The organism is Thioalkalivibrio sp. ALM2T (assembly GCF_000381505.1).
In the GTDB taxonomy this organism is placed as follows: Bacteria; Pseudomonadota; Gammaproteobacteria; order Ectothiorhodospirales; family Ectothiorhodospiraceae; genus Thioalkalivibrio; species Thioalkalivibrio versutus.
This window is the reverse complement of the sequence record NZ_KB906568.1, coordinates 75942-91887: the sequence shown is the minus strand read 5'-3', so window position 1 is coordinate 91887 and position 15946 is coordinate 75942. Positions and strand designations below refer to the sequence as shown.

15 protein-coding genes are annotated in these 15946 nt (G+C 68.6%); 11 read left to right on the top strand and 4 right to left on the bottom strand.

All coding sequences use genetic code 11. The annotated features are described in order from the left end of the window. Positions 1-333: integrase core domain-containing protein (locus F816_RS0112150; protein WP_019594105.1), on the top strand; the 333-nt coding region annotated here is incomplete at its 5' end. Positions 334-377: 44 nt separating this feature from the next. On the opposite strand, the gene corA is transcribed toward F816_RS0112150, so the two are convergent. After that, the gene (gene corA / locus F816_RS0112145; protein ID WP_019594947.1) at positions 378-1457 is read right to left on the bottom strand and encodes a magnesium/cobalt transporter CorA; all 1080 of its coding nucleotides are present in this window, start codon (positions 1455-1457) and stop codon (positions 378-380) included. A 140-nt stretch (positions 1458-1597) separates the two neighbouring features. On the opposite strand from corA, the gene F816_RS0112140 reads away from it, so the two are divergent. Both F816_RS0112140 and F816_RS0112135 read left to right on the top strand, forming a co-directional pair. Next, a complete protein-coding gene (locus F816_RS0112140) occupies positions 1598-2083 on the top strand; it encodes a universal stress protein (RefSeq protein WP_019594946.1) in 486 nt (161 codons plus the stop codon). Between the two features lie 22 nt (positions 2084-2105). Further along, positions 2106-2360, top strand: coding sequence for a Smr/MutS family protein (locus F816_RS0112135; protein WP_018176544.1), 255 nt, complete (start codon positions 2106-2108; stop codon positions 2358-2360). A 538-nt stretch (positions 2361-2898) separates the two neighbouring features. On the opposite strand, the gene F816_RS0112125 is transcribed toward F816_RS0112135, so the two are convergent. Together F816_RS0112125 and F816_RS0112120 are read right to left on the bottom strand one after the other, a co-directional pair. After that, complete coding sequence (locus F816_RS0112125; protein WP_019594944.1) at positions 2899-3852, bottom strand: patatin-like phospholipase family protein; 954 nt, start codon at positions 3850-3852, stop codon at positions 2899-2901. A gap of 281 nt (positions 3853-4133) precedes the next feature. After that, positions 4134-4571, bottom strand: a complete 438-nt coding sequence (locus F816_RS0112120) for a hypothetical protein (RefSeq protein WP_019594943.1) — start codon at positions 4569-4571, stop codon at positions 4134-4136. A 115-nt stretch (positions 4572-4686) separates the two neighbouring features. On the opposite strand from F816_RS0112120, the gene F816_RS0112115 reads away from it, so the two are divergent. The 3 genes from F816_RS0112115 to F816_RS0112105 all read left to right on the top strand — a co-directional run bounded on the left by F816_RS0112115 (position 4687) and on the right by F816_RS0112105 (position 6131). Beyond that, a complete protein-coding gene (locus F816_RS0112115; RefSeq protein WP_019571908.1) occupies positions 4687-5163 on the top strand; it encodes a YbhB/YbcL family Raf kinase inhibitor-like protein in 477 nt (158 codons plus the stop codon). A gap of 456 nt (positions 5164-5619) precedes the next feature. Further along, complete coding sequence (locus F816_RS0112110; protein ID WP_019594942.1) at positions 5620-5880, top strand: type II toxin-antitoxin system Phd/YefM family antitoxin; 261 nt, start codon at positions 5620-5622, stop codon at positions 5878-5880. After that, positions 5877-6131, top strand: coding sequence for a type II toxin-antitoxin system RelE/ParE family toxin (locus tag F816_RS0112105; protein ID WP_019594941.1), 255 nt, complete (start codon positions 5877-5879; stop codon positions 6129-6131). Before F816_RS0112110 ends, F816_RS0112105 begins: the two co-directional genes overlap by 4 nt. A gap of 413 nt (positions 6132-6544) precedes the next feature. On the opposite strand, the gene F816_RS0112100 is transcribed toward F816_RS0112105, so the two are convergent. Continuing rightward, positions 6545-7477 carry a carbohydrate kinase family protein gene (locus tag F816_RS0112100; RefSeq protein ID WP_019594940.1) on the bottom strand — a complete coding sequence of 311 codons (933 nt, stop codon included), beginning with the start codon at positions 7475-7477 and terminating at the stop codon, positions 6545-6547. Positions 7478-8179: 702 nt separating this feature from the next. Here F816_RS0112100 and F816_RS15005 point away from each other — a divergent pair. The 5 genes from F816_RS15005 (at position 8180) to hrpB (ending at position 15757) form a co-directional block, all read left to right on the top strand. Then, on the top strand, positions 8180-8356 hold the full coding sequence (locus F816_RS15005; protein ID WP_019594939.1) for a hypothetical protein: 177 nt from the start codon (positions 8180-8182) through the stop codon (positions 8354-8356). Next, positions 8353-9093, top strand: a complete 741-nt coding sequence (locus F816_RS0112090; protein WP_019594938.1) for an ABC transporter ATP-binding protein — start codon at positions 8353-8355, stop codon at positions 9091-9093. Before F816_RS15005 ends, F816_RS0112090 begins: the two co-directional genes overlap by 4 nt. A gap of 18 nt (positions 9094-9111) precedes the next feature. After that, positions 9112-11472 carry an ABC transporter permease gene (locus tag F816_RS0112085; protein WP_019594937.1) on the top strand — a complete coding sequence of 787 codons (2361 nt, stop codon included), beginning with the start codon at positions 9112-9114 and terminating at the stop codon, positions 11470-11472. Positions 11473-12043: 571 nt separating this feature from the next. Continuing rightward, positions 12044-13237: an efflux RND transporter periplasmic adaptor subunit gene (locus F816_RS0112080; protein ID WP_019594936.1), complete on the top strand. Its 1194-nt coding sequence runs from the start codon at positions 12044-12046 to the stop codon at positions 13235-13237. 6 nt (positions 13238-13243) lie between these two features. Next, a complete protein-coding gene (gene hrpB / locus F816_RS0112075) occupies positions 13244-15757 on the top strand; it encodes an ATP-dependent helicase HrpB (protein ID WP_019594935.1) in 2514 nt (837 codons plus the stop codon). Positions 15758-15946: the final 189 nt, after the last annotated feature.

Here is a 15946-nt window from a genome sequence, read left to right as displayed (position 1 = left end):
GGACTGCTGCTGCACTCGGATCAGGGCTGCCAATACACCAGCGCCGCCTGGCAGCGGCTGCTGGCCCGGCACCAGATCCAGGCGAGCATGAGTCGCCGGGGCAACTGCTGGGACAATGCCGTTGTCGAGCGCTTCTTCCTGAGCCTCAAGACGGAACGCGTCTGGCAGCGCCGCTATGCAAACCACGGCGAGGCGCGGCGGGATATCGCGGACTACATCGTCCGGTTCTACAACACCGTTCGCATCCACTCGACGCTGGGCTACCTGCCTCCCAGCGTCTACGAGCAACCAACGGCAGCCACTCCACCTAACGCGGTGTCCGAAATCACTTGACCACCACAATCGGCCAGAGGGCTGGCCCCCTACAGAGGGGGGTGCTAGAGCCAGCCGCGGCGGCGGAAGAAGTAGAGCATGCCGGCGATGACGCTGAGCATGACGAGCCAGACGACGGGGTAGCCGTAGTAGGTGTAGAGCTCGGGCATGGACCAGGGGCTGTCGGGGTGGTCGAAGTTCATGCCGTAGATGCCGACGATGAAGGTGAGCGGGATGAAGATGGTGGCGATGATGGTGAGCACGCGCATCACGTCGTTGGAGCGCTGGTTGATGGCGGACATGTAGGCCTCGATCAGGGTGGCCGCCATTTCGCGGTAGGACTCCAGCAGGTCCATGATCTGGATAGTGTGGTCGTAGGCGTCGCGCAGGTACGGGAAGAGTTCCGGGGTGAAGGGTTCGTGGTCGTCGCGCATCAGGCGGGCGACCACGTCGCGCGTGGGCCAGAGCTGGCGGCGCAGGACCAGGAGCTCGCGGCGCAGGATGTGGATCTCGTTGAGGGTGTGGCGGTCGGGGTGGTCGAGGACGGTCTCCTCCAGTGTCTCCAGGCGTTCGCTGATGTGTTCCAGCAGAGGGAAGGCCTGGTCGATCACGCTGTCCATCAGGGCGTAGGCGAGGTAGGCGGCGCCAAGGCGATTGAAGTTGCGGTTGGTGCCGCGCATGCGGTCCCGGACCGGGCCGAAGGGGTCGGCCGCGCCGCTGTGGATGCTGATGACGAGGTGGGTGTCCACGAACAGGTTGACCTGGTCCAGTTCGATGCTGCCGTTGTGGTGGCGCGGCTGGCGCAGGATCGCGACCATTTGCGCGTCGAAGAAGTCCACCTTGGGGCGCTGGCCCTGGTGACGCACGTCTTCCAATGCCAGCGGGTGCAGGCCGAAGGCCTCCCCCAGCTCGTGTAGCTGGCGTGGGCTGGGTGCCCCTTGCAGGTGCAGCCAGACAAAACCGCCTTCGAGGGCCTGCACGCCTTCGCGCAGGGTGCGCTGCGGGTCGAGCTCGACGAGCTGCTCGCGCTGGTAGTGCCAGGCGGAGACGGTGGCGTCGTCGGTATGCGGGTGTTCGGTGGCGTGGGCACCGTGGCCGGGGGCGGCGCCGGGCTTGAGGTAGGTCTTTTCGAACAGGCGGGTCATCGCGATTCCTGTGCGGATTTTCTGCTCAGTATAGGGTGCTGAAAAATGCTGCGCGCGGGGGGCAACTCTGGCAGTCTGGGCGGCGACTGAACGGCCCGAAAGCGGCCGGGTCCCACGGGGTGAGGAACAAGGAGCGCGGTATGGAACTGAAGACCATGTTGGTGCCGGTGGATGGTTCCGCCAATGCCTGGCGGGCGGTGGAAGTGGCCGCGGATCTGGCGTCCAAGTATCACGCCCGGGTGGTGCTGGTTAGCGTGCTGCTGCAGGGCGAGGTGCCGCCGCATATCCGCCAGCTCTCCGACCTGCCGGACCCGGACGACCCGCCGCTGGCGATGGGTGGTGCGGCGGTGGGTGCGGCCGTGCCGCCGAAGGTGCTGCGGGATATCGCGAAAAAGCTGGTCGAGCAGGCCCATGAGTACTTCACCACCCTGAATGTGACCGACATTGAGCACCACATCGAGGACGGTTCGCCGGCCAAGGTGATCCTGCAGCAGGCGGAGTATCACGACGTGGACATGGTGGTGATGGGCTCGCGCGGGCTGGGCGGCCTGCAGGGGCTGTTGTCCGGCAGCGTGTCGCACAAGGTGCAACAGCTGGCGCGCTGCATCGTGGTGACGGTGAACTGAGCCTCTACTCGCGGGGTTCGCGATGTCGCGGTTGTCGATCGATCTGCACGAATGCTTTCGCAATGGCCGCCGGATCGATGCCGAGCTGAACGGCGTGATCGAGGCGGCCTGCGACAAGCGCATCAAGACGGTGGAGATCATCCATGGCAAGGGCAGCGGGCAGCTGAAGAAGCGTGTGCTGCGCTTTTTGCAGCAGCCGGAGGTCAAGGCGCGCTATCACCGCCTGGAGAAGGATTCGAAGAACCACGGGCGGCTGTTCGTGCACTTCAAGCATTGATCCGAGGATTCCTTTTTGTAGGAGGCCAGCCTTTGGCGGTCTGGAAGGGGCTGTCATCCTGGAAACCGCGAAGCGGTTATCCGGGATCTCGGGCGTTGGGGCGGGGTATGGCGTTGGAGATCCCGGCTCTTCGCTGCGCTGCGGCCGGGATGACGAGGTATGGCGCTACGGCCGGGATGACCTGGTGGGGGCGATGGCCGGGAAGATATGGGCTGGGGTTCTGTAGGAGCGTGCTTGCACGCGAAGCCCCTGCCAGAGTCGGACGCGGGCAGGGGCATTCGCGTGCAAGCACGCTCCTACAGGGGCCTCCACAGGGGTGATTGGTGTTTCTGGCGGCCGGGAAGGGGCTGTCATCCTGGAAACCGCGAAGCGGTTATCCGGGATCTCGGGCGTTGGGGCGGGGCGTGGCGTTGGAGATCCCGGCTCTCCGCTGCGCTACGGCCGGGATGACGGGGGTGGGGGCGATAGCCGGGATGACGAGGTATGGCGCTGCGGGCGGGATGACGGGGTGTGTGGCCGGCGCGGACGTGGGGATGGATTAGCGTCTCCCTAGTTTGCGGTCGGCGAGTTCGTAGCCGAGGTCGATCATCTCGGCGGCGCGGTGGAAGTCGAATATGCCGCAGGCGTTGACCGGGATCTCGATCAGGTGCTCCGGGTTGTAGGCGGCGATGCGAAAGCGCGCGATCGTGCCCTGCATGGCCTCGATGGAGTGGGAGACGATGTCGATCAGGCCCAGCGCGCGGGCCTCCTGTTCCCGGCTCAGGCCGGGGTCGGTCTCGCCCAGGCCCAGCTTGTCCTGCCAGTCCAGCAGCCAGCCGCCGACGCGATCCGGCAGGGCGTCGGTCAGGCGATGGTTGAGGAACCCGCTGTCGGGTTCTTCTCGGTCCGGGTCGGGCGCCTTGGTGCGCTCGGGACGGATCAGCTCTGCGCCGACGCGGCCGTTCAGGCTGACGGCCAGGGTGATGTCGGTGTCGTCGTTCAGGGTCGGGGCGATCGGGACCGGGTTCAGCAGGCCGCCGTCCACCAGCAGCCGGCCCTTGAGGCGCACCGGGGTGAACACGGTGGGGATGGCGATGGAGGCGCGGATCGCGTCGAATAGGGGGCCGCTGTTCAGCCAGACCTCGCGCTCGCGCTCGATGTCGGTGGCCACGGCGGTGAACGAGATCGGCAGGTCCTCGATGTCCATGTCACCGAGCATGTCGCGCAGCTTCTCGATCAGGCGGTCGCCGCGGATCAGCCCGGCGCCGCGGAAGGAGAAGTCCAGAAGTCGCCAGACGTCCTGGCGGCGCAGGGACTTTACCCATGCCTCGTAGGCGTCGAGTTGCCCGGCGGCGTAGATGCCCCCGACCACCGCCCCCATGGAGGCCCCGGCGATGGAGCGGATCTCGTAGTCCGAGTGTTCCTCCAGCCAGCGGATCACGCCAATCTGCGCCAGGCCGCGGGCGCCGCCGCTGCCGAGGACCAGGGAGATGGACTGGGGCTTTCGCGTCATGGTTGCCGGTGTGCCTGGGTGGAGTGTTGGGAAATCGACGGGCGTGCGCTGCGGTTTTCCGTAGCGCGCCCATCGATTCGCGGAGCGGCCGGATTCGGTTGGCTTCAAGGGTATGTTGGGGGTGTGATCGGGTTTTTCCAGCCTGAAGGCCCGGTTCCAGCGAATGGGTCTCACGGTAGGAGCGTGCTTGCACGCGAATGCCCCTGCCCGCGTCCAACTCTGGCAGGGGCTTCGCGTGCAAGCACGCTCCTACCAGGGCGGATGGTATGCGGCGATGCGTGCTATTCGGGGGAACGGCTCGGGTCAAGCAGGTGGTCGTGCAGGGCCTGGGCGGACTCGCCGGCGGGTTCTTCCACCCGCAGCTGCCACACGGCGGCGGGGTGATCCGGCGACCATTCGCTGAAGACTACGAGGCCGGCGTACGGGCCGTGCCCGCGGATCGTGCCCAGCGTCAGACGGCCGTCCGGGTCGCCGTACAAGTGCACTTCGAACTCGGGGGCGGGCGGCGGTAGCTTCCAGTAACCGTCCCGACCGGTCTCGCGGAAGGCGGCGTCGGAAGGCTCGGCGTCGTCGCCGAAGTGGCGGCGCAGCAGCGGCACCGACAGTCGGTGCGGCAGCCCCAGGACGGTCTCGATGCCCGTGCGGCCATGGTCAACGGCCCGGGCGGCGGACGCCAGCGGATCCCGCCGGCCCAGCCATTTCTTCAGTAGCTTGCGCATGCGCGGATCATCCGTGTGCCGTCCGCGGTCTGCAAGCGCCGGCCTTCATGTGCTGGCTTGGAGACCGGCGGTCGGCGGCGTTACCGTGCGGGTAGGTAATGCAAAGGAGTACGTCATGGGTTTTGCACTGTCCGAGATGCAACTGTCGAGTTCCGCCTTTGGCCCTGGCCAGCCGATCCCCAAACGCCACAGCGGCGAGGGTGAGGACACCTCCCCGGCATTGCGGTGGCGGGACGTGCCGCAGGGCGCCCGGTCCCTGGCGGTGATCTGCCATGACCCGGATGCGCCGTTGATCCAGCCGGGCACCTACGGCTTCGTGCACTGGGTGCTGTACAACCTGCCGCCGGATCTGGATGGCCTGTCCGAGGCAACCGATCTGGGCGCGACCGGCCAGACGGACTTCGGCCGCACCGGCTACGGCGGGCCGATGCCGCCCGAGGGGCATGGAAAGCACCACTACTTCTTCTGGTTGCTGGCGCTGGACGCCGACCTGCAGCTACCGCCCGGCCTGACCTTGTGGCAGTTCCTGGAGCACGCCGAGCCCCACGTGATCGGCATGAACCGCCTGGTGGGTACCTACCAGCGCGACTGACGTCTTGGGGCATGGGGCATTTCCTGTAGGAGCCGCCTTGGCGGCGAAGCCCCTGCCAGAGCCGGACGCGGGCGGGGGCTTCGCGTGCAAGCACGCTCCCACAGGGGTGCTTCCACAGGCGGGGGCCAAGGCTTGCGGCGCTCTGGAAGACGGAGTCATCCCGGAAACCGCGAAGCGATTATCCGGGATCTCGGGCGTTTGGGGGTTGGCCTGGCGTTGGAGATCCCGGCTCTTCGCTGCGCTACGGCCGGGATGACGGGGGTAGGGGCGCTGGCCGGGATGACGGGGTGTGGCGTTGCGGGCGGGATGACGGGGGGCGATTGGTGCGGGCAGGGGCTTCGCGTGCACGCACGCTCCTACAGGGCCCCGATCCCGCTTCGGGCCGTTCGGTCTTGACCGGGTTGTGCGGTGGGAGCACGATATGTACCACTTTATGTACGTTTCGGGTGACTGGCGATGACGACGCTAACGGCTACCGAGGCCCGCAAGGGTCTGTTCGACCTGATCAAGGGCGTGAACGAACAGCACGCGATCTACCATATCCGGCATCGCAACGGCGACGCGGTGCTGATGTCGGAAGACGAGTACGCCAGCCTGATCGAGACGCTGGAGCTGCTCTCCGAGCCCGGCTTCCGGCAGGAATTCGAGCGGGGCCGCCGCGAGGCGGATGAGGGCGATACGCTGGGCTTCGAGGAGGTGTTCGGGGAGAAGCAGTGACCTGGACGATCCGGTTCACCCGTCAAGCGGAGAAAGATCTACGGCGCCTGACGCCGAAGATGCGCGACAAGGTGAAGCAGATCCTGCGCAACCGGGTGGCGGTCGACCCGCACTGTGGCAAGGCGCTGGTCGGCGATCTGCGCGGGTACTACTCCCTGCGGATCAGCTACAAGGACCGTCTGCTGTACACGATTCGGGACGAGCAGTTGCTGGTGATCGTGATCCGGGCGCGTACGCATTACGGCGAATAGCCCTGTAGGAATTTCTTGTGGGAGCCGGCTTGCCGGCGAGGCCCCTGCCAGAGTCGGACGCGGGCGGGGGCTTCGCGTGCAAGCACGCTCCCACAGGGGTGCTTCCACAGGCGGGGGCCAAGGCTTGCGGCGCTCTGGAAGACGGAGTCATCCCGGAAACCGCGAAGCGATTATCCGGGATCTCGGGCGTTTGGGGGTTGGGCTGGTGTTGGAGATCCCGGCTCTTCGCTTCGCTACGGCCGGGATGACGAGGTATGGCGCGGCGGCCGGGATGACGGGGGTGCGGTTGGTGCGGGCAGGGGGTGGCGGTGCTGATGGCGCCATCCAGTCACAAAAAAAGGCCCGGGCCGAGCGAACTCGGTCCGGGCCTTTTGCGTTCCCGGGCGGGTGCCCGGGGCGGCAGGGTCGCTTACTTAGTAGCGGTAGCCGAAGGCCTTTTCGAACTTGTCGGCGAACTCTTCGGCGGTGAAGTGGTGGTTCTGGGTGCCGGAGTGCGCGATCTTGATCGAGCCGATCAGAGAGGCGATGCGGCCGGTGGTATCCCAGTCATAGCCCTTTTCCAGGCCGAACAGGATGCCGGCGCGGTAGGAGTCGCCACAGCCGGTCGGGTCCTTGATCGCGGCCGGTTCGACCGACGGGATGGTGATCTTCTTGCCGCCGGTGTAGATGTCGGAGCCCTCGCCACCGCGGGTGACGATCATGGCGTCGACCATCTCGGCCAGCTGTTCCAGGCTCAGGCCGGTGCGGTCGGCGGTCAGCTGCGCTTCGTAGTCGTTGAACGCGGCGTAGGTGGCGTTTTCCATGAAGCGCTTCAGGTCGTCGCCGTCGAACATCGGCAGGCCCTGGCCCGGGTCGAACATGAACGGGATGCCGGCATCGGCGAACTGCTGGGCGTGCTCGATCATGCCGTCACGGCCGTCCGGGGAGACGATGCCGACCTTGATGCCGTCGGCGTCGGTGACCTTCTGCTGGTGCGAGAAGCCCATCGCGCCCGGGTGGAAGGCGGTGATCTGGTTGTCGTCCTGGTCGGTGGTGATGAAGGCCTGACCGGTGTAGGTGTCCTTCAGCTCCTTGACGAACTTGCGCGAGATGGCGTGCTTGTCCATCCAGTCGGCGTACGGGGTGAAGTCGCCGCCCACGGTGGCCATGATCGTCGGGTCCGCGCCCAGCAGCTTCATGTTGTAGGCGATGTTGCCGGCGCAGCCGCCGAACTCGCGGCGCATGTCCGGGACCAGGAAGGACACATTCAGCATGTGCACCTTGTCCGGGAGGATGTGGTTCTTGAAGCGATCGGGGAACACCATGATGGTGTCGTAGGCCATGGACCCACAGATCAGTGCGGACATTGTTGCTCCTTAGCGTTGGCTGAAATCGTTGTCGTGCGCGCCTTTGAAGGCGGCACAGGACGTCCCGTGGCGCGCGCTGGAAGCCATGATTGCGCGCCGATGGCGGGTCGTGCGATGTGCATAGGGTAAGTATTTGGGCGCAAAACAACAAATCGGGGGGCGATGGAAGCAGGGGGCGCGCTGGTATTTCACCCCCTGACATCCGGGCCGAAGCGAAGCGCAGAGCCGGGATCTGCGACGTCAGCGGCGCCACCGTGGGAGATCCCGGATCACCGCTGCGCGGTGTCCGGGATGACGGGGATGGGGCGCACCACACGACGGAGATTCCGGCTCTGCGCTTCGCTTCGGCCGGGATGTCAGGAGGTTGGGGCGGGGTGTCCGGAACCGCCCCGAAGGGCGAGCGCAGCGAGTAACCTCCTGACGCTGACAGCGAAGGTGGATCTTGGAGGCACTGCCCGCTTTCGGAGGTTGCTTCGTCGCTGCGCGCCTCGCGATGACGGTGATTGTTGCCCCGTCATCGCGAGGCGCCGAAGGCGAGGTGGCGATCTCCGGATGGAACCCCGATGTTTGCCCGGTTGGCGTCGGGACGGCCCCGAAGGTCGCGGCGGCGCCGCAGGCCCCGCAATCACGCTGCGTGCGGCGCCGTTGTGCCGGGGGCTTTGTGGCAGCATGGGGTTATTCCCGCGAGCGAGGGCGTGACTGATGAATCCGCGTGTACTGATCCCGATCCTGATCATCCTGCTGTTGTTGCTGAGCCTGTGGTCCATGAGCCTGGACGGCGACGGGGGCATCCTGCCCGGCGCACCCGATACGGGTGCGGCACCGGCGGCCGAGCGCCTGGCCGATGGATCAGGATCGATGGCGCCCCGGGCGGCATGAATACAGCCGCTGCGGCCGCCCCGCACGCCAGGCGCGAGGTGATCTTCCGTGCGGCCGGGGTGACCAAGGTCTACCGCATGGGCGAGGTGACGATCCACGCCCTGCGCGGGGTGGACCTGGAGCTCTACACCGGCGAGCTGGTGGTGATGCTGGGGGCCTCGGGCTCCGGCAAGTCGACGCTGCTGAACATCATGGGCGGGCTGGATACCGCGTCCGAGGGCGAGGTGCGCTACCGCGACCAGGATCTGGCGCAGGCCTCCGAGCGCACGCTGACGGCCTTTCGCCGTGACCATGTCGGCTTCGTGTTCCAGTTCTACAACCTGATCGCCAGCCTGACCGCGCGCGAGAACGTGGCCATTGTCACCGAGATCTCGCGCGACCCGATGCCACCGGAGGAGGCGCTGGCGCTGGTCGGGCTGGAGGACCGCATGGACCACTTCCCCTCGCAGCTCTCCGGCGGCGAGCAGCAGCGTGTCGCCATCGCCCGCGCGATCGCCAAGCAGCCGGCGGTGCTGCTGTGCGACGAGCCGACCGGTGCGCTGGACTCGAAGACCGGGATCCGCGTGCTGGAGGTGCTGCAGCACATCAACGAGCGCCTGGATACGACGGTGGCGATCATCACCCACAACGCGGTGATCGGCGAGATGGCCGATCGCGTGATCCACCTGAGCGACGGCCGCGTGAGCGAGATCCACGAGAATGCCAGCCGGCAGTCTCCTTCCGCGCTGCACTGGTAGCGGCGCCGGCCCCGTCTCGTGCGCGCCCTGAACCGCAAGATCCTGCGCGATCTCGGCCACCTGAAGGGGCAGGCGGCGGCCATCGCGCTGGTGATCGCCAGCGGGGTGATGACGCTGGTGATCGCGGTGACCAGCCTCGACGCCCTGACCATCACCAAGGAGCGCTTCTACTCCGAATACCAGTTCGCCGACGTGTTCGCGGAGATCACGCGCGCGCCGGAGAGCGCGGTGGAGCGCTTCCGCGATGCGCCGGGCATCAACCAGATCGAGACCCGCGTGCAGGCCCCGGTGCGCCTGGAGGTGGCCGGCTTCGACGACCCGATCCGGGGCACCATGCTCTCGCTGCCCGACGGGGGCGAGCCGCTGCTGAACCGGCTCTACCTGCGCGAGGGCCGGCTGCCCGAGCCCGGGCGCGAGCGCGAGGTGGTGGTCAGCGAGGCCTTCGCCGAGGCGCACGGGCTGGGCGCCGGGGATGCCCTGCGCGCGATCATCGACGGGCGCCTGACCGATCTGCAGATCAGCGGCATCGCGCTGTCGCCGGAGTTCGTCTACCAGATCAGTCCCACCGACCTGCTGCCGGACTACGAGCGCTACGGCATCCTGTGGATGAACCGCCGCGCGCTGGCCGCCGCCTACGGCATGGAGGGGGCGTTCAACTCCGTCACCGTGAGTCTGCAAGCGGGCGCCGACCCGGAGCCCGTGATCGAGGCCATGGACCGCGCGCTGGCCCGCTACGGCGGCCTGGGTGCCTACGGGCGCGAGGACCAGTTCTCGCACCGCTTCCTGTCCGAGGAGCTGACCCAGCTGCGCGCCCAGGCGGCGATCCTGCCGACCATCTTCCTCGCGGTGGCGGCCTTCCTGCTGAACGTCGTGGTCGGGCGCATCATCCGCTCGCAGCGTGAGCCGATCGCGGTGCTCAAGGCCTTTGGCTACGGCAATGGTGCGATTGCCGTGCACTACGGCCTGCTGACCGGCGGCATTGTGCTGGTGGGCTGTGCGCTGGGGCTCGTGTTCGGGGCCTGGGCCGCACAGGGCCTGGCCGGGATCTACGCGGAGTACTTCCGCTTCCCGGAGATGAGCTTCCGCCTGCAGCCCTGGGTGATGGTGCTGGCGGTGGCCGTGGCGATGGGCGCGGCGATGCTCGGCACCTTCCGCGCGGTCTGGCAGGCGGTGCGCATGGCGCCGGCCGAGGCCATGCGCCCGCCGGCACCGGAGCATTTTCGCCGCGGCTGGCTGGAACGCACGGCGGCGTGGCGTGGGCTGGATCAGCCGACCCGCATCATCCTGCGCAACCTCGCGCGCCACCGGCTCAAGTCCGTCCTGTCGGTGATCGGGATCGGCCTGTCCGGCGGGCTGCTGCTGATGGGCGCCTACCAGCTGAACGCGGTGGACCAGATGCTGGACACCCAGTACGGGCAGGTGCTGCAGATGGACATCGACCTGCAGTTCACCGACCCGGTGCCGGCGCGGGTGGCCGGGGAGTTGCGCCATGAGCCGGGCGTGCTGGCGGTGGAGACCTTCCGCGCGGTGCCGGTGCGCCTGGTCGGCGTGAACCGCGAGGAGCGCGTGCGTCTGCTGGGTCTGGACGCGGAGCCGCGCCTGCGTCAGTTGCCGATGGCCGGCGGGCGCGGCCGGCTGCCGCAGGAGGGCATCCTGCTGACTGACTACCTGGCGGAACAGCTGGGGCTGCGCGTCGGCGATCCAGTGGAGCTGGAGATCCTGGAGGGGCGCCGGCGCACGGTCTCGGTCCCGCTGGCCGGGGTGGTGGAGGAGCCGATCGGCGTCGGCGCCTACATGTACCGCCCGGCGCTGAATCGCCTGATTGGCGAGGGGCCGGCCGTCTCCGGGGCCTGGCTGCTGACCGACCGCGCGCAGGAGGACGCGCTGTTCGCGCGGCTGTCGGATCGCCCGCGCGTGGCCAGCGTCGGTCTGATCGCGGAAGCCGAGCGCAACATCCGCGAATACATCGGCGAGACCCTCATCGTGTTTGCGCTGGTGTTCGTCGCGCTGGCTGTGTCCATCGCCTTCGCCGTGACCTACAACAACGCGCGCATCACCTATGCCGAACGCGCCCGCGACCTGGCCACGCTGGAGGTGCTCGGCTACTCGCGCGGCCAGGTCAGCTGGATCCTGCTGGGCGAGATCGCCGTGTTGACGCTGGCGGCGATCCCGGTCGCCTGGATCACCGGCACCGGTTTCGCCTGGTTGCTGAACCAGGCCTTCGCGATGGATCTGATGCGCGTGCCGCTGGTGATCACGCCGCAGGCCTACGGTTTCGCCGCGCTGGGCATCCTGGTGGCGGCCAGCCTGACCGCCTTCCTCGCCTGGCGCCGCCTGCAGAGCCTCGACCGCGTACAAGCCCTGAAGGCCGCGGAGTAATGGCCACCGCACCACCCAATCACCACGTAGGATGTGATGAGCGAAGCGAATCGCATCGTTTGGAAGCCCCGGCGACCCACCGATGCAAGATGGCGGCGAAACCGTATATGCCGGCCATTTGCGCGGCTTTCCGGCGCCGTCTTGATGCGATTCGCTTCGCTTATCGCATCCTAGGTATGTGGGTTGTATTGCTCGGAGATGACCCCGGGCGCGGGGCAGGAGCCGATGGGGTGTAGCCAACGCTGCAATCGCCGAGAGGGCTCGGATCCTACGAGATTGGGGCCTCCTGGCTGAAGGGGTGTTCGCGGGTCGGGGTGTTTGGGGCGGCGCAATGACCCCGGGCTCAGGGCAGCGACGTAGGATGTGATGAGCGGAGCGAATCGCATCATCTGGAAGCCACGGGAATCCACCGATGCAGGAATGTGGCGAAACCGTGGATGCCGGCCATTCGCGTGGCTTTCCGGCGCCGTCTTGATGCGATTCGCTTCGCTCGTCGCATCCTACGTGTGGGGGGCGTATTGCTCGGGGGTGGCCCCGGGCGCGTCGAGGCAGGATTTGCGAGACTGATGGCATGTTGATGAAAAAGCGGATCACGATCGGGCTGGTGGTGCTGGCGGGGGTGGCCGCACTGGTGTGGGCGCTGCGGCCGCAGCCGGTGCCGGTGTCGCTGAGCGAGGTACAGTCCGGGGCGTTCGAGGAGACGGTGCGCGAGGAGGGCCGCACGCGGCTGCGCGAGACTTACACGGTGTCGGCGCCGATTGCGGGCTATCTGCATCGGGTGGCGCTGGAGGAGGGCGACGCGGTGGCGCTGGGCGATACGTTGTTCCGCCTGGAGCCGTTGCCGACGCCGGCGCTGGATGCGCGCTCGCGTGAGCAGGCACGCGAGAACCTGGCCGCCGCGCGTTCGCGGCTGCAAAGCGCGGAGGCGAACCTGGAGAACCTGCGGGCCGAGGCGCGGTTTGCCGACTCCGAGTATCGCCGGCATCAGGAGTTGTTCGACCGCGGGGCGGTGTCCGCGACCGAGATGGAGCGCATGGAGACGATGCGCGACCGGGCGCGCTCGGCGGTGCGCGCGGGCGAGTCCGCCGTGGAGGTCGCGCGCAGCGAGATCGAGAGTGCCCGGGTGGTGCTGGATATCGCCAGCGGCCAGATGCCGGAATCCGAGGCGGATACCCTGTCCGTGCGCTCGCCTGCCGAGGGCGTGGTGCTGGAGCGCTACCGCTGCTGCGAGGGCACCATCGGCGCCGGCGAGCCGGTGCTGGTGGTTGGCGATCTGGACGACCTGGAGGTACAGGTGGACCTGCTGTCGATGGATGCGGTGCGCGTGGTACCAGGGATGCGCGTGCGCCTGACGGACTGGGGTCGTGACGCGAAGCTGGACGCCACGGTGCGCCGGGTGCAGCCATTCGGCTTCACCAAGATCTCCGCGCTGGGCGTGGACGAACAGCGCGTGCCGGTGATCCTCGATCTGGATGCGGTGGAGGCGCGCCTGGCGGGGCTGGCTGTTGGCTATCGCGTGGAGGCCGAGTTCCTGCTGTGGGAGGGCGACGACGTGCTGCAGGTGCCGACCAGTGCGTTGTTCCGCGACCGTGGCGAGTGGTCGGTGTTCGTGGTCGAGGACGGGCGCGCCGAGCCGCGCCGGGTCGAGGTGGGGCGCCGTTCCGGGTTCACGACCCAAATCCTGGAAGGGTTGGCGGAGGGCGAGCGGGTCGTCACCCGACCGGGCGACCGCGTGCAGGCCGGTACCCGCGTCGTCGAAAACTGACGCGACATGACGGAGAGCCCGAATGCGGCCCCGGAGTACCGGGCGCTGGACGATTTGCTGAACCCGCTGGATGACGCGCTGAACGTCTACGGTGCCGCCGTGCTGGTAGCCGAGCCGGGGGCGGGCAAGACCACGCGGGTGCCGCTGCACCTGGCGGGTTCCATATCCGGGGGGCGGATCATCGTGCTTCAGCCGCGCCGCCTGGCCGCGCGCATGGCGGCCACGTTCATGGCCGCGCAGCGCGGCGAGCCGGTCGGGCAGACAGTTGGCTACCGCGTGCGTGACGAGCAGAAGGTCTCGGCGCAAACCCGCGTCGAGCTGGTCACCGATGGCCTGTTCCTGCGCCGCATCCAGGCCGACCCGCTGCTGGAGGACGTCGTCGCGGTCGTGTTCGACGAATTCCACCTGCGCCGGCCCGAGGCCGAACTGGCGCTGGCCTTCGCGCTGCAGGTGCGCCGGTTGCTGCGCCCCGAGCTGCGGATCGTGGTGATGTCCGCCACCCTCGACGACGAGGCCGTGGCGCGACTGCTTGCGGGGCCGGAGGCGGACCCCGCGCCCGTGCTGCGGGCTCGCGGGCGCCAGTTCCCTGTAGAGGTACGCTACGCGCCGCCGAAGAAGGACGCCCCGCTGGCCGACGCCGTGGCGCAGGCGGTGCGCGAGGCACTGGAGGCCGAGCCGGGTTCGGCCCTGGTCTTTCTGCCTGGGGAGCGCGAGATCCGCGAGGTGGCTGCGCGCCTGGGGGAGACCGTGGAGACGCCGTCCGGCCCCGCGCGGGTGACGCCGTTGTTCGGGCGGCTGTCGGCGGAGGAGCAGAACCGCGCGGTGCGCCCGGCACCGCAGGGCGAGCGCAAGGTGGTGCTGGCCACCGATATTGCCGAGACCAGCCTGACCATTGAGGGCGTGCGCGTGGTGGTCGACGCGGGGCTGTCCCGCGAGCCGCGTTTTGATGCCGCGACCGGGCTGTCGCGACTGGTGACGGTCCCCGCCTCGAAGGCCGCGGCGGAACAGCGCGCCGGCCGTGCCGGGCGGACCGAACCCGGCGTCGCGATCCGGCTGTGGGCCCGTGCCGAGGAGGTACAGCGCCCGGACTACGCGACACCCGGACTGCAACAGGTCGACCTGCTGCCGCTGGCCCTGGAGCTGGCCGGCTGGGGCGAGGCGGTGGCCGAACTCGACTGGCTGGAGCCGCCGCCGGCGCACGGCATGGCCGCCGCGCAGGCAATCCTTGCGGAGCTGGGCGCGCTGGATGCCGAAGGGCGGATCACCGATCACGGCCGTGCCCTGCTGCGGCTGCCGACGCATCCGCGCCTGGCGCACATGCTGCTGCGGGCGCGCGAGCGGGGGCTCTCGCGTCTGGCCTGCGAGCTGGCGGTGGTGGTCGAGGAGCCGGGGATGGCCGGGCCGGGCGCCCCGCTGGAACTGGGGGAGCGCCTGGTGCAGGCACGGCGTGCGGGCGGCCGTGCCTGGAAGGCCGGGCTGCGGCGGCTGGAGCAGGCCCTGGGGCGGCTGGACGACAGCGCCGGCGCAGCAGAATCCGTACTGGACGAGGCTGTGGCGCTGGGGGTGCTGGCCGCGCTGGCCTGGCCCGAACGCATCGCCCGGCCACGTGGCGGGCAGGCCGGGCGTTTCGTGATGGGCAATGGCCGCGGGGCATTGCTGCCGGAGCGCGAGCGCCTGGCGCATGCCGAGTACCTGGTGGCGGTGGACTGCACCGACGCCGAACGCGAGGCGCGTATCCGCTGTGCGGTGGCGCTGGACCTGGCCGCGCTGGAGCGCGAGGCGCCGGAGCTTTTTCACCGCGAGACGCGTTGCGACTGGGTGGAGGATGGGGCGCGGCTGGAAAACGCGCGCATCCGCCGCATTGGCACGCTGGTGGTCGAGCGGCAGATGGTCGCGCTGGATGAGCCCGCGTCCACGATCCCGCGCTGGTGCGAGCGGCTGCGCCGCGAAGGGCTTGCGCTGCTGCCGTGGGACGACGCGGCGACCCAGCTGCGCGCGCGGATTCAGCTGCTGCATCAGGCGATGCCGGAGGCGGGCTTTTCCGACATGGGTGACGCCGCGTTACTGGCCGGTCTCGAGGACTGGCTGGGGCCGTACCTGGCCGGGATGACGCGGCTGCGCGATCTGGACCGGCTGGACCTGGCGGCGATCCTGCGCGCGCGGCTGGACTGGGGGCATCAACAGCAACTGGAGCGCGAGGCGCCGGCCCGTATCGCGGTGCCTTCCGGTTCCGCCCACCGGGTGGACTACACGCAGGACCCGCCAGTGCTGGCGGTGAAGCTGCAGGAGTTGTTCGGCCTGGCGGAAACGCCCGCTGTGGCCGGAGGTCGCGTGGCGCTGGTGCTGCACCTGCTGTCGCCGGCGCGGCGCCCGGTGCAGGTCACTCAGGATCTAAAGAGTTTCTGGGAGAACGGCTACCCGGAGGTGCGGCGCGAATTGAAGGGCCGTTACCCCAAGCACCCGTGGCCGGAGGATCCGTGGAATGCGCCGGCCACACGGCATGCGAAGCGGCGTGGGTAGGTAGTTCAGGTTTGGCGGGGGTTCGTCTGCAAGCAGGCTCGCACAGGGGGCAGGACAACACGGGGCGCCGGGCGTTCTTCCCTGTGCCGCCATCCCGCAAACCGCGGAGCGGTTATCCGGGGTCTCGGGCATCGGGGTGGTCATGGCCGCGGAGATCCCGGCTCTTCGCTGCGCTGCGGCCGGGATGAC

Excerpts from the sequence above, each read along its gene's own strand:
- corA (WP_019594947.1), bottom strand. The coding sequence starts at position 1,457 with ATGACCCGCCTGTTCGAAAAGACCTACCTCAAGCCCGGCGCCGCCCCC.
- F816_RS0112140 (WP_019594946.1), top strand. The coding sequence starts at position 1,598 with ATGGAACTGAAGACCATGTTGGTGCCGGTGGATGGTTCCGCCAATGCC.
- F816_RS0112135 (WP_018176544.1), top strand. The coding sequence starts at position 2,106 with ATGTCGCGGTTGTCGATCGATCTGCACGAATGCTTTCGCAATGGCCGC.
- F816_RS0112125 (WP_019594944.1), bottom strand. The coding sequence starts at position 3,852 with ATGACGCGAAAGCCCCAGTCCATCTCCCTGGTCCTCGGCAGCGGCGGC.
- F816_RS0112120 (WP_019594943.1), bottom strand. The coding sequence starts at position 4,571 with ATGCGCAAGCTACTGAAGAAATGGCTGGGCCGGCGGGATCCGCTGGCG.
- F816_RS0112115 (WP_019571908.1), top strand. The coding sequence starts at position 4,687 with ATGGGTTTTGCACTGTCCGAGATGCAACTGTCGAGTTCCGCCTTTGGC.
- F816_RS0112110 (WP_019594942.1), top strand. The coding sequence starts at position 5,620 with ATGACGACGCTAACGGCTACCGAGGCCCGCAAGGGTCTGTTCGACCTG.
- F816_RS0112100 (WP_019594940.1), bottom strand. The coding sequence starts at position 7,477 with ATGTCCGCACTGATCTGTGGGTCCATGGCCTACGACACCATCATGGTG.
- F816_RS15005 (WP_019594939.1), top strand. The coding sequence starts at position 8,180 with ATGAATCCGCGTGTACTGATCCCGATCCTGATCATCCTGCTGTTGTTG.
- F816_RS0112090 (WP_019594938.1), top strand. The coding sequence starts at position 8,353 with ATGAATACAGCCGCTGCGGCCGCCCCGCACGCCAGGCGCGAGGTGATC.
- F816_RS0112080 (WP_019594936.1), top strand. The coding sequence starts at position 12,044 with ATGTTGATGAAAAAGCGGATCACGATCGGGCTGGTGGTGCTGGCGGGG.
- hrpB (WP_019594935.1), top strand. The coding sequence starts at position 13,244 with ATGACGGAGAGCCCGAATGCGGCCCCGGAGTACCGGGCGCTGGACGAT.